This is a genomic window from Rhodococcus sp. IEGM 1379, from assembly GCF_030056815.1.
GTDB lineage: Bacteria > Actinomycetota > Actinomycetes > Mycobacteriales > Mycobacteriaceae > Rhodococcus_F.
In genome coordinates, this window is the sequence record NZ_JASHKR010000069.1 from 1 (window position 1) to 22,125 (window position 22,125).

Sequence of the window (22,125 nt, forward strand, 5' to 3'; positions counted from 1 at the left end):
GCACCACCTCACTGGGAGAAGCAGAAGACATGGGCCATTACAAGAGCAACGTTCGAGACCTCGAGTTCAACCTCTTCGAGGTGCTCGGACTTGAAAAGCTACTGGGCGAAGGCGCTTGGAGCGATCTGGATGCCGACACCGTCCGCAACATGCTGGCCGAGGTCGCGCGTCTGGCCGAGGGACCGCTTGGCGAGGCATTTGCCGACGCCGACCGCAACCCGCCTGTCTTCGACCCCGAGACCCACGAGGCGGCTCTGCCCGAGTCGTTCAAGAAGTCCTTCAGAGCCATGTGGGACGCCGAATGGTTCCGCATGGGCCTGAGTGAAGAGATCGGCGGCGTACCAGTCCCCCGCACGATCGTCTGGGCCATCGCGGAAATGATGCTCGGCGCACAGCCTGCGGCCTTTATGTACCAGGCCGGCCCCTCCTTCGCCGACGTGATGTTCAACAACGGCACCGAAGAGCAGAAGAAGTGGGCAGCCACCGCCGTCGAACGCGGATGGGGCGCCACCATGGTCCTCACCGAGCCCGACGCGGGTTCCGACGTCGGCGCCGGCCGCACCAAAGCCATCGCGCAGGACGACGGCTCCTGGCACATCGAGGGTGTGAAGCGCTTCATCACCTCCGCAACCTCGGACGACCTGTTCGAGAACATCTTCCACCTCGTTCTCGCTCGCCCCGAAGGCGCCGGACCGGGCACCAAGGGCCTGAGCCTGTTCTTCGTCCCGAAGACGCACTTCGACTTCGAGACCGACACGCTCGGCGAGCGCAACGGCGTCTTTGTCACCAACGTCGAGCACAAGATGGGCCTCAAGGCTTCCACCACCTGTGAGCTCACCTTCGGTGGCCACGGAATCCCCGCGCAGGGCTGGCTGGTCGGCGACGTCCACAACGGCATCGCGCAGATGTTCGACGTCATCGAGCACGCCCGAATGATGGTGGGCACCAAGGCAATCTCCACGCTCTCCACCGGTTACCTCAATGCCCTCGACTACGCCAAGCAGCGCGTCCAGGGCGCCGATCTGACCCAGATGAGCAACAAGGCCGCACCGCGCGTCACCATCACGCACCACCCCGACGTGCGTCGCAGCCTCGCAATGCAGAAGGCATACGCCGAAGGCCTGCGCGCTGTATACCTCTACACCGCAGCACACCAGGACGAGGTTGTCGCCCAGCACGTCTCGGGTGCCGACAAGGACACTGCGTTCCGCGTCAATGACCTGTTGCTCCCCATCGTCAAGGGCGTCGGCTCGGAGCGTGCGTACCAGTATCTGACGGACAGCCTGCAGACCCTCGGCGGCTCCGGCTTCCTGCAGGACTACCCGATCGAGCAGTACATCCGCGACTCCAAGATCGACTCGCTGTACGAAGGCACCACCGCCATCCAGGCGCAGGACTTCTTCTTCCGCAAGATCGCGCGTGACCGCGGCGTCGCACTCGCTCACGTTGCCGGACAGGTCAAGACCTTCATCGACAGCGAAGCCGGCAACGGCCGTCTCAAGGCGGAGCGCGCACTGCTCGCCACAGCTCTCGAAGACGTCCAGGCCATGGCTGCCACGCTCACCGGGTTCCTCATGGGTGCCCAGGAGCAGCCGTCCGAGCTGTACAAGGTCGGCCTCGGCTCCGTGCGTTTCCTGATGGCCGTCGGCGACCTGGTCATCGGCTGGCAGCTGCTTCGCCAGTCGGAGGTTGCGCTCGCAGCTCTCGACAACGGAGCATCCGACAAGGACAAGGCGTTCTACGAGGGCAAGGTCGCCATCGCGTCCTTCTTCTCCAAGAACGTCCTGCCCGAGCTCACCGCGTCACGCGAGATCATCGCGAACACGGACAACGACATCATGGAGATCGACGAAGCTGCGTTCTGAGTTTCTGCAGAACAGGTCCGGCCGCCGAGGTTCACCTCGGCGGCCGGACCTGTTCTGTCTCCTGATCGTGAAGGATTTCGCTCGCTGAGCGAGTGAAATCCTTCACGATCGGCGCGTTTCTCGCTGATTGTGGTTGGCTGAACCGAAGTTGCCGAATCCGACAGACGAGGTGAACGCTGTGACCGCTCCAGACTTGGCATTAGTGGCACGAGACTTGACGCTGGACGGCCCTTGGGGCCCGGTGTTCGGTCCGATCAATCTCGATATCACAGCGGGCGGAGTCACCGTCATCGAAGGGTCGAGCGGTTCCGGACGCACATCTCTTCTACTCGCGCTCAGTGGACGCCTGAAAGCAACTTCGGGGTCCCTCAACGTATTCGGACGCACCCGCCCTCGTGACATCTTCGAAATCTGCTCCATCGCCGGTTTCGAGGGTATCGACGAATTGGCAGAATCCGTCACCGTTCGCGACCTCATCACCGAGCAGATCCGTTGGGACGCCCCCTGGTACAAGCTGATCGGCCGCGCCGGCAAGCCGGAACTCTCCGCAGTGTGCACTCTGGTGTTCGGTGATCATCCACTGCCCAGACTCGGCCAATACGTCAGCGAACTCGGCGAACTCGAAGCCACCCTGCTGCGCATCGCCGTCGCGAACACCAAGAAGCCGGCGGTACTCGTCATCGATGACCTCGAACAGGTCCGGCGCGATTCCGAGCGCGCCTATCTGGTGGAACGCCTCGCCGACTTGGGGCAGCACCAGACCATCATCTGCTCCACCGTGAACCCGCTTCCCGACGGATCGCCCGCCGAATCCGTCACGCTGCTCGAAGATGTCACCAATCCCGAGCAAGAAGGGGCGAGGTAACCGCGATGCTCGCAGGAATGTCACTCGGAACCGAACTCAAGCGGTTCTCCCGGGGAGCCATGCCCCGAATCGCACTCGTCACCATCATCCTGATGCCGCTTCTCTACGGAGCAATGTACTTGTGGGCGTTCTGGAATCCGTTCGGTGAGGTCAACAAGGTCCCGGTTGCCTTGGTAAACATCGACCGCGGCGCCATGGTCCAAGGCCAGAAACTCAATGCCGGCGACGAGGTAAGCCGGGCGCTCAGGGACTCCGGCGAACTTGACCTGCACCTCGTCTCCCCTACGGAAGCAGCACAAGGCGTTTCGGACGGCACCTACTATTTCTCTCTGACCCTGCCCGAGAACTTCAGCGAAGCCGTAGCGTCCCCGACAACCGACAATCCACATAAAGCTCAGCTGCAGTTCGCATTCAACGACGTGAACAACTATCTCGGCACCATCATCGGCCAAAATGCTGCCCAGCAGATCCTCAATCAGGTAGGTGCCACGATCGGCGCCCAGTCAGTCGAAACGGTGCTTCTCGGACTCACCGACGCCGGTGCCGGGTTGAAACAGGCCGCCGACGGTGCCCAACAACTCTCGACCGGAATGACGACGGCCAATGACGGAGCAGGCCAACTTGCCAGTGGTTCCAAGACTTTGGCCGACAACATGGTTACTGCCAGAGACGGCGCCGCCACCCTGGCCGGTGGCACTGCTCAGCTCTCGGCAGGAATTGACACCGCCACCGGCGGAATCCTCGCCCTGACAGACGGATTGGGCCAGCTCAATCTAGGCGCCGGCCAACTGGGAGACGGTGCAACACAACTCAGCGGTGGTGTCACCCAAGTTGTCGACCAGCTCAGCGTTCTGGGCAACACACAAGCTCAGGCAACTGAGTTGGTCAACCAAGCGGTGGCCACCCTACGAATGAACCCCGATCCACTCTCCCAGCAGATCGCCAACGCCCTGGCTCCCGCGCAGGACATCCTCCGCAACCAAGGGTTCGGCGAGGCCACGATGGGGCAACTTGCCGAACTCAAAGGTGGCGCACAGCAACTCGCCTACCAACTCGGCGATCCGTCGAGTACCTTCCGCGCCGGTTTGAACGCTGCAGTGGGCGGCAGCGGAGAACTACGCAACGGACTCGTCCAACTCCGCGACGGTGGCCAAGAAGTCAATGCCGGAGCTCAAACTCTCAGCAGCGGCCTGGTTCAACTCACCGACGGTAGCATCGAACTTTCTACCGGCGCAGCCAAACTCTCCGACGGCACCCAACAGTTGCAGGCCGGTTCCGCCGAACTGGCAAGCAAGCTGACCGAAGGCGCCGGACAGATCCCCAGTTGGACCGACCAGCAGCGAACCGCCACAGCCCAAACACTCTCCAGCCCCGTCGAATTGCAGGAAACCTACGAGAACCGAGCCAGCACTTTCGGTACGGGCTTTGCCCCGTTCTTCCTGCCCCTCGCACTCTTCGTCGGCGGCATCATCACCTGGATGCTCCTCAAACCGCTGCAGAACCGGCCCATCGCCAACGGGTTGGGAGCGCTGCGCGTCGTTCTCGCGTCGTACTGGCCGGCACTGTTGATCGGCATCTGCCAGGTGCTCGTCATGTACTTGGTCGTGCATTTCGCCGTGGGGCTACACCCCACGCACACCGCGGGTACCGTCGGCTTCCTGATCTTGATCACTGCCACCTACATGGCCTTGATCCAAGCATTCAACGCGATCTTCGGAGTGTCCGTCGGACGCGTCGTCACCCTGGCATTCCTGATGCTACAACTGGTTTCGGCGGGCGGCATCTATCCGGTGGAAACCACCGCAAAACCGTTCCAGATAATCCACCCCTTCGACCCCATGACCTACGCAGTCAACGGATTGCGGCAACTCACCGTCGGCGGCATCGACTCGAGACTCTGGGTGTCTATAGCGGTACTCAGTGGACTGCTGGTTGCGTCCCTGGCAGCCAGTTCCCTTGCCGCTCGGCGTAATCGGCAGTGGACGATGGACAGGTTGCACCCCCCGATCGAGGTTTAAGGGTTCCGATTGTGAAGGATTTTGTCCGCTCAGCGAGCGAAATCCTTCACGATCAGGCCGCCTTGACAAAAAATGACAAGTAAACTTTACTTTTCTCATGCCTGGGAAAGCCGGAGACAACCGAGTGCGTGAGCACCGACGCCTTGTCGGACTCACGCAGGCGCAGCTCGCCACGGCCGGGCAGGTGAGTCGGCAGAGCATCGTCTCTGTCGAACGTGGCGACTACGCGCCCAGCGTCTACCTGGCACTACGCCTGGCTTCCGCGCTGGGCACAACCGTCGAAACACTCTTTCCGCTACCGGAACATGTCGAGGAGTCAGCATGAGCACCATGATGAAGGCAATGCGATTCGTCGGAGATTTGGACGACGACTTCTATCGCGACGAACGCCAACGCGACGTCTGGAACGAAGCGTCTGCAGTGGGCTTACAAAGCATCCTGTGGGCAGTCTTCGTCGGCTCGGCAGTTCTCCCCTGGGTCGCCGGCCGGACCGGAGCCTGGATTTCACTGGCACTGTTGATCACCGCACTACTCGGCTCGGTGATCACTATCGTCTACGCAAACAGCCTCAACGTCGATGTGTATGCCCTGTCCAACTACAACCGACCGCGAGTCGTGATCAGCATCGTCCTGTATCTCGTAGCTGCAGTGGGCATCATGGCGCGACTCAAGTTCGATTCCTATCAAGATTCGTCCACCTGGGTCGGCGCGCTTGTTGGCGGAATTGTCGGCGGCGGACTGGCGATCGTGGGCGTCAAACTTCACCAACTGCGCAGCAAGCGACGCGAAGCGGCCGAGGAAGTCCTCTGAGCTCACCTCGAAGTTCGGGTGGGACAACAGAATCCATAGAGTTGGTAAAGTCGTGCCAGGTCACGGGATCGCGAGTACCGTCGAACCGGTGAGCACACGCCTCGGATACCAGATGCCCAATTTCAGCTACGGCGGATCGGTCAAGGACCTGTTTCCCACCGTCATAGCGCAGGCCCGCGAAGCCGAAGCCGCAGGTTTCGACACCGCCTTCGTCATGGATCACTTCTACCAACTCCCCGGAATCGGTGCCCCCGACGCCCCGATGCTCGAGGCCTACTCAGCCCTCTCCGCACTGGCGACGGCGACCGACTCGATTCAGCTGTCCGCGCTGGTCACGGGCAATACCTACCGCAACCCGCCGATGCTCGCGAAAACGGTCACCACTCTCGACGTGGTGAGCGGCGGGCGCGCCATTCTCGGCATCGGCGCGGGCTGGTTCGAACTCGAGCACAACTCCTTCGGATACGAGTTCGGCACCTTCACCGAACGCTTCCAGAAACTCGACGAAGCCCTGCAGATCATCGAACCGATGCTCCGCGGACAACGCCCCACCTTCGACGGCAAGTGGTACCACGTCAAGGAAGCCATCAACGAGCCGCGGGTGCGCGACGATCTACCGATCATGCTCGGCGGTGGCGGTGAGAAGAAGACCTTCGGTTTGGCTGCGCGCTTCGCGGACCACCTCAACATCATCTGTGATCCGTCCGAACTGCCCCGCAAGATGGAAGCCCTCGCGGCCCGATGCGACGAGGTGGGACGCGACCGCGCCACCCTCGAAACCAGCTTCCTCACCTTCATGATGATCGACGAGGACGGCGACAAGGCCCGTGCGCAGCAGGCCTCATTCATGGCCGAACGCGGCCTCGACATCGCCACCGCACCGGCGGACGTAGTCGCCAAGGCAACCGAACGCCACTTCGTCGGCAGCCCCGACGACGTCGCCGAGCAGGTTCAGACCCGCATCCTCGACCACGGTATCGACGGCATCGTCATCAACCTCATCACCAATGGCGACGAGCCGGGCATCGTGGACCTTGCGGGCCGCACGCTCGGGCCACTAGTCGGTAAGTAGCAGTTTCCTACTCGCACTTCACGATCGGAACCGGATCGTATTTGACGGTGCGAGTGTTCCGGGAAATCTCCGCGCCGGTGGCGTGATCGGTGATCACACGAGTATCGCTCGTCGTAAATCCGGGCGCGCCACTGGACGGCACACACCCCGGCCCCTTGGGCAACACCACGGTGTTCGGTGACGTAGGTGACGTACGCGGACCGGTAATCGACTCCACGTCGACGGTCTTGGTTCCCCAGATCCGAACCGTCACTTGCGAAGACGTCGTGATGGTTTCGATCATCACGCCGGTCTTCGAAGGATTGCGGAACTGCAGATCGATGGCTCCGTCGAAGATCGTTGCCTCACGCGCCGCCGGGTACCGCGAGATGTAGTAGCTGTGCTCGGTGTGGGCGACGTCGTCCATCCCGGCAAAATAGGTGGCGTTGTAGAGCGTCGTCGCCAGCTGGCTGATACCACCGCCGACAGCTTTGTCGGGGCGACCGTTGTTGATGATGCCCGATTCCACGTATCCCTGTGCTGCTCCGCGCGGACCCGTGAACTCGTTGAACGAGAACGTGTCTCCCGGCTTGACTATCGCGCCGTTAATGACCGATGCGGCCAGCGCGATGTTCACACCGGACGCATATTCGAAGCCGCCGGTGGTGTATTCACTGATCACTTCCTTGATACCCAGACCCTCCGCGGCCTCGGTGGTGAGAGCAGGCGGAACCGGACTGTACACCGCCGGAGTTGCCCGAGAAGCTGTACTGCTCAGGAGAACCGGAAGGTCCTTGACGGTTTCGGGCCAGTTGATCAGGTCACCGACAACTCCCGGGACAACGGTCGGCTTACCGCCGGCGAGAGTGATCGAAGCATCCTTGGGCTGAACTTCCGTCGACACCAACTGTGGCGCCAAGATCTTGATCGCCACGTCCGTGTTGTACTGCGGCGACAATCCTCCCGAACCGTCGGGAATGAACGACAGGATCTCGCCGATCTGCGGGGCGCCGATGCTCGCTTCCTTGCCGTCTCGTCCATTGACGACGATCTCTCCGGAGACTGCCGGTTGAGCAACATCTTTCAGAGCGCTGTCAACCCCGGCCTGCGTCACGGTCACCGGAATGTCATCGACCGGCAAGACCACGATATTGCCGTCGGACCATTCCCTCGTGAACGTCGAGGCCGCACCGGGAAGATCGAGTGCGCGGCCCACCACCGGCGTCACCCCTGATGCCTTTCCGTCCGCGATGACAATCGCACCTTCGATCGGAGCCCGGTCACTGTTAGCCGCAACAACAGTCATCGACGCATCCAAGGCCGCCTCGTCGACCGTCGAAACAACCGGCACGTCCCGCGAGGTGAAAAACGACGTGATCCGAGTGATCGGGTTGAGCGGTTGCGCATTCACGCCCGCCAACGTCGCCGACCAGTCCACGTCGATTCCAGCCGACGCCGGAATGATCTGGGAATCAGAACCGTCGACGCTGACAGTGACCGGTTCGACGAGTCGTGGTCCGAGCTCCGACCGTAGGACGATCTCGGCATCGGCCGGCGAGCGGTTACCGATGTCGATGCCCGCGACCTGAGTTCCCCGAGGCGTATTTCCGGAAGACGTGAACACGTCCACTCCGTACGCAAGAACACCGATCGCAAAAATACCGGCAACAATCAGTGCCGGTTTGATCCAAGGCCGTGAGTGAGCCGTCGGCGTTTCGGGAACGGGCTCAGGTTCTCGAATCACCGGCTCGAACTGCGGAGTCGGGTCGAACTGCTGAGTCGGGTCGGCGGGGACAGTGTCAGCGGGAACAACAGGAATGACCGTCGTGATCTCGTTGGCCGATTCATCCGAGACGATCGCGGAGTCCGCTGCGACATCTGCGGACTCCTCCGCTGCGACATCTGCGGACTCCTCCGCTGCGACATCTGCGGAGTCCACTGTTGAGTCAGAGCCTGTTTCAGATCCGTCCACACCGTTTGATTCCTCGGGTGGCGAACCGTCTGTGTCACTCACTCGTTGACTCCTCGCTGCATCGACCGGGCTGCGGCGCATACCGACAACTGCCTTACAGACTAACGGGACATACGAGAGCCCCGCGTTGCTGCCAGGTCGGGGGTCAGGCAGCAGCACGGGGCTGTCTTGAATATCGGTAGCTATCCGTCAGCGTTACACCCGCAACAAAAATATTTGTGAAAGATTTCGGGGATCCGACCACCCCACGCCGCCGGATCCCCGAATTCTCTTCCAAAGGCGATGATCACTGCAGGTGAGCGCAGTTTTCACCGACCAAGCGTTACCGCTCGATGATCGCGGTGACACCCTGTCCACCGGCTGCGCAGATCGAGATCAGGCCGCGGCCTGAACCCTTCTCGGCGAGCATCTTTGCGAGCGACGCCACAATGCGTCCACCCGTCGCAGCAAACGGATGACCTGCAGCCAACGACGAACCGTTGACGTTGAGTTTGCTGCGATCGATCGAACCGAGAGCGCCGTCGAGACCCAGACGCTCCTTGCAGTACTCGTCCGACTCGAAGGCCTGCAACGTTGCGAGAACAACCGATGCAAATGCTTCGTGGATCTCGTAGTAATCGAAGTCCTGCAGCGTGAGCCCGTTGCGTGCCAGCAAACGCGGGATCGCGTACGTCGGAGCCATCAACAGACCGTCCTTGCCGTGGACGTAGTCGACGGCTGCGGTCTCGGAATCGACCAGGTGAGCGAGGACCGGAAGATTGCGTTCCGCAGCCCACTCGTCCGTCGAGAGCAGGACCGCCGACGCACCGTCGGTGAGTGGCGTCGAGTTGCCGGCCGTCATGGTTGCGTCGCCGAGCTTGGTGCCGAATACCGGCTTGAGGGTGGAGAGCTTCTCCACCGTGGAACCGGGGCGCAAGTTATCGTCGCGGGTCAGACCGAGGAACGGCGTGACGAGGTCGTCGAAGAATCCGCGGTCGTAGGCAGCAGCCATGTTCTTGTGGCTGGCGGCGGCCATTTCGTCCTGGTCCTCGCGCTTGACGCCGAATTCCTTGGCGGTGATGGCAGCGTGGTCGCCCATCGACTTGCCGGTGCGAGGTTCGCCGTTGCGCGGAATCTCGAGGCCGAGCATGCCCGCACGGACGTTGCCGAGGAGCTTGATGCGATCACCCGTCGACTTTGCACGGTTGAGAGAGAGCAGGAACTCACGAGCCTGGTCGTTGACGCCGATGGGGGCGTCCGACGTGGTGTCGGTACCGCCGCCGATACCGGAGTCGATGCGGCCGACCGAAATGGCGTCGCCGACGGCGATGATCGACTGCAAGCCGGTTCCACAGGCCTGCTGGAGGTCGTAGGCCGGCGTGTACGGGCTCAGTGCGCTGCCGAGAACCGACTCGCGGATGAGATTGAAATCACGACTGTGCTTGAGAACGGCGCCACCGACGACCAGACCAAGCTGCTCGTCCTGCAAGTTGAAGCGACTCACCAGGCCGTCGAGCGTGGCGGTGAACATGTCCTGGTTGGATGCCTGCGCGTATGCCCTGTCCGAGCGGGCAAAAGGAATGCGATTGCCACCGACAATGGCGACGCGGCGGCGCTGACCTGCAGACTTGGTAGCGGCTACGGAAGGCACGGCGGTTGTGGCGCCAGTCGCGCGGGGCTTTGCGTTTGAACGGGCTTTGCTGGTCACTTGCGTCTCCAAGGATGGTGCGATTACCTGTTGAAGACTATTCTTACTCAGTAGTAAGTTACTTGTCTATCGCCGCGTTCAATTCGAACGCCCGGTGCCCGACATGCCGAAACACAACAGAAGGTAGGACCGTGGCAGCCAGCAAGGGAGCTCCCGACCTCTATTCACAGTTCCTCTCATCCGCCCCAGGCGCGTTCATCGCGTCGAAGGCCGGCCTTCCCAGGCCTGAGAACCTGCGCCGTTACAAGGCCGGCGAACCCCCGCTCGCCGGACCGGTCCTCATCGGCGGCAACGGTCGACTCGCAGAACCGTTGCGCGTCCTGCTCTCCGACTACCCCGCCGCACAGGCACATGACACCAGCTTCGGCGGACTGGTATTCGACGCCACCGGAATCACACAGGTCACCGAACTCGAGCAGCTGTTCGAGTTCTTCCAGCCCGTGATCCGCAACCTCGCACCGTCCGCTCGCGTCGTCGTTCTCGGTACGACGCCCGAAGAGACGTCCAGCGTCGACGAGCATGTTGCGCAGCGCGCTCTCGAAGGCTTCACTCGCAGCGTCGGCAAGGAAATCAAGCGCGGCTCCACTGCTCAGCTCGTCTACGTCTCGGCGAATGCTTCCACCGGCCTCTCGGGCGTCGAATCGACTCTGCGCTTTCTCCTTTCGGCCAAGTCGGCATTTGTCGACGGCCAGGTCATCGTCGTCGGAGCTGAAGATTCCGTAGCACCGGCCAACTGGGACAAGCCCCTCGACGGCAAGGTCGCCGTCGTGACCGGCGCAGCCCGCGGCATCGGTGCCACCATCGCCGAGGTTCTCGCCCGCGACGGCGCACACGTAATCTGTGCCGACATTCCCGCTGCGGGAGCAGAACTTTCGGCTACGGCCAACAAAGTCGGCGGCACGTCGCTGGCTCTCGACGTCACCGCAGCCGACGCAGCCGAGGTTCTCGCTGCGCACCTGCTCGAGCGTCACGGCGGAGCGGACATCATCGTCCACAACGCCGGCATCACACGCGACAAGACCCTCGCCAACATGGACGAGGGCCGCTGGAACATGGTCATGAACGTCAATCTTCTTGCACCGCAGAAGATCACCGAGCACCTCGTCGAGAAGGGCGCCCTCAAGGAGGGTGGCCGCGTCGTCGACGTGTCCTCCATCGCCGGCATCGCGGGCAACCGCGGCCAGACCAACTACGGCACCTCCAAGGCCGGCGTCATCGGTCTCGTTCACGCCGAAGCTCCTGTCCTGGCGAAGAAGAACATCACCATCAACGCCGTCGCACCGGGCTTCATCGAAACCGCCATGACCGCAGCCATTCCCTTCGCCACTCGCGAAGCCGGTCGTCGCATGAGCTCCCTCCTGCAGGGAGGCCAGACCGTCGACGTCGCCGAGACCGTCGCCTACTTCGCCAGCCCGGCTTCCAATGCTGTTACGGCGCAGGTTGTTCGCGTCTGCGGCCAGAGCCTCCTGGGCGCATGATGGTTACCAAAACCGTTGCCCTGACCGAGCAGCCCAAGACCGCCGACATCTACTCCCGAGCCGTACTGGGACTGATGCCGTGGAACAAATCCGACTCACGCTCAGTACCGTCGACCGTCTACACCCTCACCGGACTGAAGGTAGACACCGACAACCTGGCTGCGTACTGCCGTGTCACAGGCCTGCGATTCGGCGACACCCTGCCGATCACCTACCCCTTCACGTTGGCATTCCCGACCGTGATGAAACTGATGGTGTCGAAGGAATTTCCCTTCCCCGCAGTCGGTTCCGTACACGCCGAGAACGTCATCGAATCACTGCGCCCCATCTCGGTCAGTGAACCGCTGGACCTCTCGGTTCACGCCGAAAACCTGCGCGAACATCGCAAGGGCCTGCTGATCGACGTCGTCACCGAAATTCGGGTAGGGCGCGAACTGGTGTGGCGACAGACATCGTCGTTCCTCAACCAGCAAAAAACCTCGCTGTCGGGTGAGGTTCGACCGGAACCCAAGGCCGACGAGGTTCCGCCGATGCCGATGAGCACCATCCGCGTCGACCAGACCATGATCAGCAAGTACGCCGCGGTCTCCGGAGACCGCAACCCCATCCACGTTTCATCCTTGGGCGCCAAGGCTTTCGGATTTCCGAAGACCATCGCTCACGGAATGTGGAGCGCCGCGGCACTCTTGCGGACAGTGGAAGGTTCCATTGCCGACAAGGTCACGTACAGCGTGCGCTTCGGCAAGCCGATTCTCTTGCCGGCAACACTGAACGCCTACGCAGATCGCGTCGACGGCGGCTGGGATCTGGCTCTGCGCCACCCGAAGAAGGGGTACCCGCACGTCACTGCGACGCTGCGCTGAGCTGGTTTTTCACCACCCCCCATTTGAGCGAACGTACCTTTCGGCGCATCCAAGGCGACGGAAGGTACGTTCGCTCAGTTCGGGAGGGGACTATTCAGGCTTCTTCTTGCCCGACAGACCGCGCCACGCCAGGGACTCGAGCAGATCTGCCGCAGCGTCCACTTCGATTTCGCCGCCGGCAACACGGTCGGCAACAGCCTCACCCGCCCCGACGAGCGCAATAGCGATGATCCCGTAGTCGTGGGCAGCATCCGGATCCTTGGTGCTGGACTCGAGCAGATGCGCGGTCAGTTCGATCAACCTGTCCCGACTGGACTGCACGGTTCCCGCAAAAGCCTGCTGCCCGACGGCCTGGCGGTAGAGCACCATCCACGATTTGCGGTTGGCCCCTACGAATCCGAGAAACCCTTCGAGGGCAGCGCGCAATTGCTCGCGCGGTGTCAGATTAGGTGCGCCCGCCGGGGCAAGTGCCTCGAGGAAGCGCAGACCCTCACGGTGGATGCATGCGGCAAAGAGTTCTTCTTTGGAGCCGTAGTACAGGTACAGCATCGGCTTCGAGATCTCAGCTTTGGACGCGATGGCATCCATCGAGGTTTCGTGAAATCCCCTGTCCGAGAACACGTCCACGGCCGCGTCGAGCATCTGCTGCTCACGCACCGCGCGTGGCAGTCGCTTTGTGCCGCCGGCCATGCTTCCTCCAACCACAGGGGTAAATTTCGATCTTACTCTACGGTAAGATGTACCGTCGACTCAGCAGGTGATTGCAGCCTTGGTCTGCGCCACCGTCACCACTGCCTGGTCAACACGAGACTGCGGCAGAGCGCCCGACGCAACAGCGTCTTCGAGATGATCGAGCACCCGCGGCACGTCCTTGGTTGTCAGCCACAAAGCCTGGTCCACGCCCGCCACCAGCGCGGCCTGTACGGCGTCGGCAATATCGTATCGGTCGGTGATGGCCTGCATGCCGCTGAGGTCATCGGTGAAGACCGGTCCCGTGAACGGCGCTGCGCCGTAGCCGGTTCCGTCACGCAAGAACGCAACCGCGGCCGGGCTGATACTGGCCGGGACACCCGGTTCTGTCAGACCCGGAACCTCCAGATGGCCCATCATGACTCCGACGCCCGTGTTCGCCAACTCGCGAAAGGGAATGAGATCCGACGCGATGAGATTCTCGATTGGCGGCGTCGTGACGGCGCCGGTGTGCGAATCGCCGGACGCGCTTCCATGCCCCGGGAAGTGTTTGATCACCGGGAAAATACCGGCGTCACGCATGCCCTGCGCGTAAGCGCCGGCAAAGGCGACGACGGTCTCGGGATTATCCGAGTACGAACGATCGCCGATCACCGAATCGTCGGGCTGAGAACTCACGTCGACGTCGGGTGCGTAGTTGACCGTGATTCCCAGGTCCTTCAGTCCGCGACCACGCTCGAGCGCCATCTGATACGTCTGTTCCACCGTCATCGTCTGGGCAGTTTCCCGCGCCGACGGATCGGGCCCGAGGATGTCCGCGACCCGCGAAACTCGGCCACCCTCCTCGTCGATCGTGACCATTAGCGGTAATTTCGACGCCGAAGTTACTTGCGGTACTTCATGGTTGGTCAACATCGACTGATCGGTCCAACTGCCGACGAAGATGCCGCCGATCTGCTCGCTGTCCACGATCGCCCGGGCGTCGGCGGTTCCGGTGACACCGACGTTAAGAAGTTGCGCAAGCTTCTGCCGCAGCGACAAGGACGCGAGAAGATCGCTGCCACACGTGGCCGGCGGCGGGACAACGCTGGAAGTCACCGGTGCCGACGCCATCTCGGATGTAGTGGTCGTCGAGGTAGAAGATGTCGACGTTGCGGGCGCTGCGACGTCCCCGCCGTCAGTCGAGCATCCCGCTACCAACCCTCCGCAGAGCGCAAGGGTGGTCGCCGTTTTTGCAAACTTGATCCGCATACTCCGACCGTAACGGACCCGATGCCCATACACTCCCTCACGGGCGCCTTGGGACGGTAGCCTGAACGTGAACCGATTCCCCGCCAACGAGGAGCTCGTGATGCCACAAGGTCTGATGCTCATCGCGTACGACGGTTCCGACAACGCTCGACGCGCTATCACCTACGCGGGGCGTTTTCTTGCCACTAATCGCGCAATTCTTGTCACCGCGTGGGAACCGATGGTTCGCCAAGCTGCGCGGATGTCCGGCCTCTCGGGCGTGATGCAACCCGAGTGGATACCTGACGACGACGTCGAGGACATCGCGTACACAGATGCCAAGAGCACACTGGCCGAGGGCGTCGCATTGGCTGAGGCTGCCGGTTTGACCGTGGAAGGTCGTAGCGCAGAATGCACGTCGGCCATCTGGTCCGCGATAGTCGAAACTGCTGACGAGTTGGATGTCGACATCATCGTCACGGGCACGCGCGGCACCACCGGTTTGCGCTCGTTGTTACAGAGCAGCGTCGCGGATCATGTTCTGCGTCACAGTCATCGACCGGTGTTGATAGTCCCTCCGGGTAAGTGACCCGCCCGGGTGTCCGACTAATGTGTTAGCCACCATGAACGGTTTTGTTCTCTCTCGGCCCGATCACAGTGTGCTCACTCGCGGCGTACTACGCAGCTTCGACTGCGCACGCGCAGCGGCCGACGCGTTGTCGGACGGTTCTGCGCGTCTGATCGTCGGGGCACTGCCCTTCGACCCGTCGGCGCCGACTGCTCTGTACGAACCCGCCCAAGCCGCCGTCACCAACGGTCCGTGGAGTCCGGCAACCGTCGGCGACTTGCCGGTCACGCGGGCAGTTCGCGAAATCCCGTCGTCGGCGGAGCATCTTCTGCGGGTGGAAAAACTGATCGATCGTCTACGCAACCGTGAACTCGACAAGGTGGTCTCAGCCCGGACCGTCGAACTTCTTGCCGAATCTCCGATCTCTCCAACAGCACTCGCTGCCCGGATGGCTGCGCTCAATCCCGCCGCCACCACTTTCTCCGTTGATCTGAGCGCCGCCGGAGCCGATTTCGTGGGACACAGCCTGGTGGGCGCCACACCCGAAGTGTTGGTGAGTCGGCGGGGAACGGTCGTGACATGCCGCCCCCTCGCTGGGACTGCTCGGCGAGGCATCTCCCCCGAGGCTGATCGCGACGCCGGCACAAGCCTTCTGCATTCCACGAAGAACCTGGCCGAGCATGCGTTTGTCACAGCATGGATTCGAGAAATTCTGGAACCGCTGTGCACCGACCTCTCGGTGCCGACGACGCCCGAGTTGACCAGCACCCATGAGGTCTGGCACCTCGCCAGCCCAATTCGCGGCATTCTGAGGAACCCCACCACCTCCGCACTCGACCTTGCGATCGCCCTCCATCCGACGCCCGCGCTCTGCGGAACGCCTACCGATGCTGCCTTGGACGTCATCCGGGACATCGAGGAGCCGAGACGGTTCTACGGCGGCGCTGTCGGATGGTGCGACGGCGACGGCGACGGCGATTGGGTGGTTGCGATTCGCTGCGCCGAGATCAGTGCCGGCGGGCTCACTGCCTGGGCTAGCGCAGGCGGCGGGATCGTCGCTGAATCGGACCCACAGGACGAATTGGACGAGACAACCACAAAATTGCGGACATTGCTCACCGCGCTGGGTGTTCGAAACACACACTAATCCGCACGTACTGGGGCCAATCGTCCGAATTCTCGAGAACGGGTGATACCTTGACCCGAACAGTTCGTACGGACCGGTAAGTCCCGGCCGACCGACTCACTTACCTATTGGGAGATCCGCGATGACGAAGTTCCTTGTCCCCGGCGTGGTTAGCGCTGTCGCCGGCATCGTTCTGGGTGCCGCCGCTGTATTCGGCGCAACGGCCGCAGCTGCGGACAACACTCGTCCCGAGATCGACCGCAGCGGAAACGCACCCTCTTCCATCCTGAACCAGGTTGAGTACGGCAGCCGCTGAGAGCGCAAGCCTCGCGAGTTCCCGTTCTTCCGCCGACGCGGTGCCGTCGGCAGAGCCCCTGTCGAAACGGTGGCTGTTCGGCGCCTCCGTTGTAGCGTTTCTTCTCACCTTTCTTCAGGCACCCGGGCTGATCACAGCCGACACCAAGTACGACCTGACGCAGAATCCGTTCGGCTTCCTCGAACGTGCTTCACATCAGTGGAGTAGTCAGGCTCCACTGGGCCAAGTTCAGAACCAGGCCTACGGGTACTTCTTCCCGCACGGCCCGTTCTTTGCGTTGGGCGAACTCGCACACATTCCGCCCTGGATGACGCAACGCATCTGGTGGGCGCTACTGCTGATCGCCGGATTCTGGGGCATCATCCGCGTCGCCGAAGCACTGGGCGTCGGTAGCCGGAGTTCTCGCCTTATCGCGGCGGTGGCGTTTGTCCTGTCCCCTCGCGTGCTTACAACTCTCGGCTCGATTTCGTCGGAAACCTTGCCGATGATGTTGGCGCCGTGGGTGTTGTTGCCGGTGATCCTGGCGTTCCGCCCTGTGTGCCTTTCTGGTAGCGCCGACTACCAAAAAGGCACACAGGGCCGCAGGCCCTACTGGAAACTCGCCGCGCAATCCGGCCTTGCCGTTGCCCTCATGGGCTCGATCAACGCGGTCGCTACCGCCGCCGCCTGCCTCGTCGCTGTTATCTGGTGGCTCTCGTACAAACCGAACCGCGCGTGGCTGACGTTCACCGGATGGTGGGCGCTGTTCGTCGCTCTCGGCACACTCTGGTGGATCGTTCCGCTACTCCTCCTCGGCAAGGTCAGCCCACCGTTCCTCGACTACATCGAATCCGCCGGCGTCACGACGCAGTGGACGTCGCTGGCTGAGATCCTCCGGGGCACGGACAGTTGGACGCCGTTCGTGTCGCCGGAACGCATTGCCGGGGCTGTTCTCGTAACTCAGCCGGCGGCCGTGGTCGCGACGGGACTGGTTGCGGCGGCCGGACTCGCCGGACTCGCCATGCGGTCCATGCCCGCCCGCGGTCGACTGACGCTCATCCTCTTTGTCGGCATCACCGGGTTGGCTGCCGGGTACGTCGGTGAGCTCAGTTCTCCGATCTCCGATCAGGTTCGTCTGTTCCTCGACTCCGCTGGTGCACCCCTGCGCAATGTCCACAAGCTCGAACCACTGGTCCGGTTGCCGCTGGTACTCGGACTCGCCCATCTGTTGGCGAAAGTCCCGCTGCCCGGTTCTGTTCCGAATGCGCGTTGGCGACGTGCCTTCATCCACCCCGAATGTGAACCGATGGTTGCGTTGACCTCCCTGATCCTGGTCGCGCTCACTCTCTCGACGGCATTGGCCTGGACCGGCAAGCTGGCACCTCGCGGCGCGTATCCCGAAGTGCCGTCGTACTGGAACGAAGCCGCACAATGGCTGGAAGACAACACCTCTCCCGGCTCCGAAGCCGAACGCGCCCTGATCGTGCCGGGAGCACCCTTCGGCAGCCAGGTGTGGGGACTGACGCGCGACGAGCCCCTTCAAGCATTGGCGACGACGCCGTGGGCTGTCCGAGACTCGGTCCCGTTGACCCCGCCCGGCGCGATTCGTGCCCTCGACTCCGTGCAGCGCCTGATCGCCGACGGCCGCCCTTCCGACGGACTCGCGCAAACGCTTCTCGGCCAAGGTATTCACTTCCTCGTCATGCGCAACGATTTGGACGGCGATACCTCTCGCTCGGTCCGGCCGATCCTGGTCCATCAGGCGATCGAAGGCTCCCCCGGCATCAACAAGGTCGCCGAATTCGGCGATGACGCCTCACCGAAGCCGATCGAAGGCCTTGTCGCCGACAGTGATCTGCGCCCCGGCTACTCGCCGATCGAAATTTTCCAGGTCACCCCACCCGATGGCAGTGACGCTGTCAGCGGCCCGTATGCAGTAGACCTCGATACGGTCCCGCGCGTTCAAGGCGGGCCGGAATCCGTTGCGCGCCTACATGAAAGCGGTACGCTCCCCGGGACCGGTCCCGTCGTATTCGCCGCCGACGCAGCAGCCGCCGGATTGCCGGTCGATGCCGTCACCGTGACCGACACTCCCCGCGATCGTGAAACCGATTTCGGTCAGGTAGACAATCACAGCTCAGCGCTGCGGACACCCGAGAGTCAGCGACGCACGTACAATCTGGTTCCCGACTACCCCGTCACCGATACCCCACTGGGAGAAGGGCCGTCGCTGGTAGAAGGGCAGTGGAGCGGCGCATCGATCACGGTCTCGAGCTCGGCGTCCGACGCCACCCAGCTAGGCGGAACGTCACCGTCGAGCAGTCCCGCTTCGACGGTCGACGGAGATCCGGGTACCGGCTGGTTCAGCAACGGCATCGAACGTGCACTCGGACAGTGGTTGCAGATCGACTTCGACACTCCCATTTCGAGTGGCCTGCTCCATCTGACTACCAGCGCGGCTGCAATCGGCGCACCCGTCAAATGGCTCGAGGTGTCCACACCGAACGGAAGCACCGCGGTCAAGGTCGATCGGCCGGGCGAGCCCGTCACCGTCTCCATCCCGGTCGGTACCACGCCGTGGCTCCGGGTCACAGCAACGCATACCGAAAATGGCTCGGTCGGAACGCAGTTCGGCATCAGCGAACTCATCGTCGAGGACTTCGCCGATCGCAGTGCGCCGAAGCCGGTTCCCATTCGCTTCGACACCGTACTACCAGCGACACCGAACAACTCTTCCGTATCTTCCTGGAATCTGACCCAGGAGTTCCCGGGGCGAAATTCCTGCGCGAACAGCACTGAACGAGTGCGATGCAGCAACGCATTCATGGCGATCCCCGAGGAACCGAGCCGTTTCAGCCGCACCCTCAACGTCCCGGAAAACACTTCTGTCACAGCCGCTCTGACGGTTCGAGCGCGCCAGGGTCACGCGCTGGAAGAGCTCCTGCGCGTCCCCGGCCGAATCATGGCCTCCGGTTCGAGCGATATCGGCGACACCCGCGGATCAGCATTTGCCGCCGTTGACGGCGATCCGCGGACCACCTGGTCCGCGTCCCAGAGCACCGCAGAACCCGGTGGCCCGAAACCGACTCTCACCCTGACACTTCCGGAACCTACCCTTGTCACGGCCCTCGACATCACACCCAGTCTCGGCGTCTTGCCGTCGCTGCCGATCAGTGTTGCGGTGAATCTCGGGAACGGGCCTCAGGTGCGCGCTGTTAACGATGGCCGAGTGCCACTGTCCCCCTTCATTACCGACAAGATCGTTCTGAGTATCGCGGACTGGGATCCGGTCCTCGATCAGAACGCCCTCGGCTTCGCCCAGGTGCAACCGACGGGCCTGGCAGAAGTAGGCGTGATCGGAAGCGACGGCACAGCTGTTGCGGGTTCCGGCACGCAATCCGACAACGACCTCGACAGTCGGCAGATCAACGTGCCCTGCGGCACCGGACCGACGATCACGATTGCGGGACAACAGTTCCCCACAGCGATCGACACCACGGCCGGGCAACTTCGCACCGGCGCCCCGCTCGAAGCGACAGTCTGCGGGATCAACGCATCTGCACTCCTTCCCGCCGGCCAACCGGAGGTGTTGGTCGAACCCGGACCGGCATTCTCGGTCGACATCCTCGACCTCACCACTGTCGGTTCCGATCCTCTGACTGCGCAGAAGCAAAGCGCGCTGGTGTCTTCGGCTTGGACAGCGAATCACCGCGAACTCATCATCGATGATGCCGCCACCGATCAGTTGATCGTCAACCCGGAAAGCACGAGTACCGGCTGGACCGCCACCGCGCCAGACGGTTCCGAATTGGCACCTGTCGTAGTGAACGGCTGGCAGCAGGGCTGGATCGTACCCGCCGGCACCGCCGGGACCATCGCTCTCGATTTCCCCGGCGACCGCTTGTACCGGCTCGGAATCTTCGGTGGTTTGGTGCTGCTGATTCCGTTGCTGCTGGCTGCACTTCTCCCGACTCGACGCGCCCCGAAGTCCCCGACACCGCCGCGGCCCTGGCATAGCGTCTCTGCGGGCTGGCTAGGCGTCTTGGCGGCATCCACGGTAATCGGCGGCGGAGTCGGAGCCGCGATCGTCGTCGTCTGCTCCGCGATTACTCTGGCGTTGATGCGGAAGATCGGGCCTGTTCGCACCGCCCGCGTCCTGGTCGGCACTGCCGGCGTCGCCGCGATGGTCGGCATCACAATGCTCTCCACCGGACCCTGGCGGGCGCCCAGCGGATACGTCGGTGACTCGTTCCTGATTCAGTTCTCGATATTGGTGGCGTTGGTCGTGACCGCGTTGGCTGCGTTGCCCTTTGCCAGTTCACCCTCCGCCGGCTCACGATTGTGGCGACGCTTTTCCCAACGGGTCACGAAGACACGTGCCGGTTCCTCCACCAGCGCGTAACTCGCCGACGCCACGGCCACACTCAGAACGAACGTCAACGCCAGAACGTAGAAGAAGCTGCCCGAGAACGGCGCAATTCCGAATACCGGGAACACCACGTTGAGTACCGCCAAATGCCAGATGAAAAGTCCGTACGACCAGCGGCCGATCGCCAACGCCACCGTGCCCGCCAGAAATCGGTGCTCCGCCAGATCCCGCAGCACCAACGGCGCGATCAGCGCAAGGCTGATGATCGCGCCCAGCAGGATCTTCATCGAGAACTGCCAAGGCTCCGGACGCACCAGCCCCTCCGGTCCCGCCAGATCAGTGCAAGACAAAACAAATGCAACGAGCGCCACGCCCGTCAACAGCAACCGGCGATGAGCCAAACGGTGCACCCACGTCGACGGTCCGACAGCCAACTCCGCCAGCACCATCCCCGCACCGAACCACGGCAGATACCCCGGCAACCAATTGTCATGATGAATGAAATCGGGGGCAGGGACCGGCAGGAACGACCACGTCAACGCCAACCCCGAAACCCCGAGCAGCAACGGAATCCGCCACCGCGCCGCACCTCCCCGAAGACGCACCAACAAAAATGCGAAAAGAGGGAGCAACAGATAGAACGCCACCTCCACCGAGAGGCTCCACATCTGGGTGAGTCCCTCGGTGAGCGTCAAAGGTACGAAGACTTGCACTAGACCGAGATTTGCGAGCCACACCTTGTATCCGCCGCCGGCTCCGGGCAGGAAAAGAAGTATGAGCGTCACTGCCACCCAGTACGCGGGGAGAATACGTGTCGCGCGCGAGATCCAATACCTCACCGTATTTTGTGTCCGGCCGATTCCGCGGGCAGCAGCGGCATGCGGACGCCACAACAGAAATCCGGACAGAGCAAAGAACACTGCCACGGCAAGATCAAGCCGGCCGAAAGCTCTTCCGATAGCCCCGGACTGTGCTTCACCGGTCTGGAACGCAACGTGCGTGACAAGAACGCCGAGTGCCGCCAAACCTCGCATACCGTCCAAAGCCGGAATGAAGCCCCGGGCCTGCGGCGGGACGGTTCGAGGAGATTTCACGGGACTCATCATCACGGATAATTGTGCACTCCAGGCCCATTGTCCGAAACCGCCAGGCACTTGAAACAAAATGCCAGGCCAATTCATGACCTCATGCGACAAACCGGGCCGGTGGACTGTTAGTGTTCTGCCACACATGGTGTC

16 protein-coding genes and 1 pseudogene are annotated in these 22,125 nt (G+C 62.5%); 12 read left to right on the top strand and 5 right to left on the bottom strand.

What is annotated here, in order from left to right:
- Positions 1–29: 29 nt before the first annotated feature.
- The 6 genes from QM600_RS23675 (at position 30) to QM600_RS23700 (ending at position 6,630) form a co-directional block, all read left to right on the top strand.
- A complete protein-coding gene (locus tag QM600_RS23675) occupies positions 30–1,865 on the top strand; it encodes an acyl-CoA dehydrogenase (RefSeq protein WP_283264036.1) in 1,836 nt (611 codons plus the stop codon).
- Positions 1,866–2,043: 178 nt separating this feature from the next.
- The gene (locus tag QM600_RS23680) at positions 2,044–2,730 is read left to right on the top strand and encodes an ATP-binding cassette domain-containing protein (RefSeq protein WP_283264024.1); all 687 of its coding nucleotides are present in this window, start codon (positions 2,044–2,046) and stop codon (positions 2,728–2,730) included.
- A 5-nt stretch (positions 2,731–2,735) separates the two neighbouring features.
- Positions 2,736–4,748, top strand: a complete 2,013-nt coding sequence (locus QM600_RS23685; protein WP_283264025.1) for a YhgE/Pip domain-containing protein — start codon at positions 2,736–2,738, stop codon at positions 4,746–4,748.
- A gap of 97 nt (positions 4,749–4,845) precedes the next feature.
- Positions 4,846–5,073 carry a helix-turn-helix transcriptional regulator gene (locus QM600_RS23690; protein WP_094269875.1) on the top strand — a complete coding sequence of 76 codons (228 nt, stop codon included), beginning with the start codon at positions 4,846–4,848 and terminating at the stop codon, positions 5,071–5,073.
- Positions 5,070–5,558, top strand: a complete 489-nt coding sequence (locus QM600_RS23695) for a hypothetical protein (RefSeq protein ID WP_283264026.1) — start codon at positions 5,070–5,072, stop codon at positions 5,556–5,558. Before QM600_RS23690 ends, QM600_RS23695 begins: the two co-directional genes overlap by 4 nt.
- Positions 5,559–5,646: 88 nt before the next feature.
- Positions 5,647–6,630, top strand: coding sequence for an LLM class F420-dependent oxidoreductase (locus QM600_RS23700; protein ID WP_283264027.1), 984 nt, complete (start codon positions 5,647–5,649; stop codon positions 6,628–6,630).
- Between the two features lie 7 nt (positions 6,631–6,637).
- On the opposite strand, the gene QM600_RS23705 is transcribed toward QM600_RS23700, so the two are convergent.
- Both QM600_RS23705 and QM600_RS23710 read right to left on the bottom strand, forming a co-directional pair.
- Positions 6,638–8,662 (bottom strand): VanW family protein, encoded by a 2,025-nt coding sequence (locus tag QM600_RS23705; RefSeq protein ID WP_502943085.1) that lies wholly within the window; start codon positions 8,660–8,662, stop codon positions 6,638–6,640.
- Positions 8,663–8,903: 241 nt separating this feature from the next.
- The gene (locus QM600_RS23710) at positions 8,904–10,268 is read right to left on the bottom strand and encodes an acetyl-CoA C-acetyltransferase (protein WP_502943086.1); all 1,365 of its coding nucleotides are present in this window, start codon (positions 10,266–10,268) and stop codon (positions 8,904–8,906) included.
- A gap of 131 nt (positions 10,269–10,399) precedes the next feature.
- Here QM600_RS23710 and QM600_RS23715 point away from each other — a divergent pair, with 131 nt between their 5' ends.
- Together QM600_RS23715 and QM600_RS23720 are read left to right on the top strand one after the other, a co-directional pair.
- A complete protein-coding gene (locus tag QM600_RS23715) occupies positions 10,400–11,746 on the top strand; it encodes a 3-oxoacyl-ACP reductase (RefSeq protein WP_283264029.1) in 1,347 nt (448 codons plus the stop codon).
- Complete coding sequence (locus tag QM600_RS23720; protein ID WP_283264038.1) at positions 11,746–12,609, top strand: MaoC/PaaZ C-terminal domain-containing protein; 864 nt, start codon at positions 11,746–11,748, stop codon at positions 12,607–12,609. Before QM600_RS23715 ends, QM600_RS23720 begins: the two co-directional genes overlap by 1 nt.
- A 90-nt stretch (positions 12,610–12,699) precedes the next feature.
- Here QM600_RS23720 and QM600_RS23725 read toward each other — a convergent pair whose 3' ends face one another.
- Positions 12,700–13,299: a TetR/AcrR family transcriptional regulator gene (locus QM600_RS23725; protein ID WP_283264030.1), complete on the bottom strand. Its 600-nt coding sequence runs from the start codon at positions 13,297–13,299 to the stop codon at positions 12,700–12,702.
- 60 nt (positions 13,300–13,359) lie between these two features.
- Positions 13,360–14,550, bottom strand: coding sequence for a glycoside hydrolase family 3 N-terminal domain-containing protein (locus QM600_RS23730; protein ID WP_283264031.1), 1,191 nt, complete (start codon positions 14,548–14,550; stop codon positions 13,360–13,362).
- Positions 14,551–14,650: 100 nt separating this feature from the next.
- Here QM600_RS23730 and QM600_RS23735 point away from each other — a divergent pair, with 100 nt between their 5' ends.
- From QM600_RS23735 to QM600_RS29700, 4 genes are all read left to right on the top strand, one after another.
- Entirely contained in the window at positions 14,651–15,118 is a 468-nt protein-coding gene (locus tag QM600_RS23735) for a universal stress protein (protein ID WP_283264032.1), read from the top strand.
- Between the two features lie 34 nt (positions 15,119–15,152).
- Positions 15,153–16,244, top strand: coding sequence for an isochorismate synthase (locus QM600_RS23740; RefSeq protein ID WP_283264033.1), 1,092 nt, complete (start codon positions 15,153–15,155; stop codon positions 16,242–16,244).
- A gap of 121 nt (positions 16,245–16,365) precedes the next feature.
- Entirely contained in the window at positions 16,366–16,539 is a 174-nt protein-coding gene (locus QM600_RS23745) for a DUF2613 domain-containing protein (RefSeq protein ID WP_283264034.1), read from the top strand.
- 40 nt (positions 16,540–16,579) lie between these two features.
- Complete coding sequence (locus QM600_RS29700) at positions 16,580–20,920, top strand: alpha-(1->3)-arabinofuranosyltransferase (protein ID WP_349307287.1); 4,341 nt, start codon at positions 16,580–16,582, stop codon at positions 20,918–20,920.
- A gap of 23 nt (positions 20,921–20,943) precedes the next feature.
- Here the strand turns inward: QM600_RS29700 and QM600_RS23755 are convergent.
- A pseudogene (locus QM600_RS23755) lies at positions 20,944–22,119 on the bottom strand (acyltransferase family protein); the annotation flags it as partial.
- Between the last annotated feature and the right edge of the window lie 6 nt (positions 22,120–22,125).

What these genes read in the sequence shown, in the direction of transcription:
- QM600_RS23675 (WP_283264036.1), top strand. Translation starts at nt 30, where the DNA reads ATGGGCCATTACAAGAGCAACGTTCGAGACCTCGAGTTCAACCTCTTC.
- QM600_RS23685 (WP_283264025.1), top strand. Translation starts at nt 2,736, where the DNA reads ATGCTCGCAGGAATGTCACTCGGAACCGAACTCAAGCGGTTCTCCCGG.
- QM600_RS23690 (WP_094269875.1), top strand. Translation starts at nt 4,846, where the DNA reads ATGCCTGGGAAAGCCGGAGACAACCGAGTGCGTGAGCACCGACGCCTT.
- QM600_RS23695 (WP_283264026.1), top strand. Translation starts at nt 5,070, where the DNA reads ATGAGCACCATGATGAAGGCAATGCGATTCGTCGGAGATTTGGACGAC.
- QM600_RS23705 (WP_502943085.1), bottom strand. Translation starts at nt 8,662, where the DNA reads ATGCGCCGCAGCCCGGTCGATGCAGCGAGGAGTCAACGAGTGAGTGAC.
- QM600_RS23720 (WP_283264038.1), top strand. Translation starts at nt 11,746, where the DNA reads ATGGTTACCAAAACCGTTGCCCTGACCGAGCAGCCCAAGACCGCCGAC.
- QM600_RS23725 (WP_283264030.1), bottom strand. Translation starts at nt 13,299, where the DNA reads ATGGCCGGCGGCACAAAGCGACTGCCACGCGCGGTGCGTGAGCAGCAG.
- QM600_RS23730 (WP_283264031.1), bottom strand. Translation starts at nt 14,550, where the DNA reads ATGCGGATCAAGTTTGCAAAAACGGCGACCACCCTTGCGCTCTGCGGA.
- QM600_RS23735 (WP_283264032.1), top strand. Translation starts at nt 14,651, where the DNA reads ATGCCACAAGGTCTGATGCTCATCGCGTACGACGGTTCCGACAACGCT.
- QM600_RS23740 (WP_283264033.1), top strand. Translation starts at nt 15,153, where the DNA reads ATGAACGGTTTTGTTCTCTCTCGGCCCGATCACAGTGTGCTCACTCGC.
- QM600_RS23745 (WP_283264034.1), top strand. Translation starts at nt 16,366, where the DNA reads ATGACGAAGTTCCTTGTCCCCGGCGTGGTTAGCGCTGTCGCCGGCATC.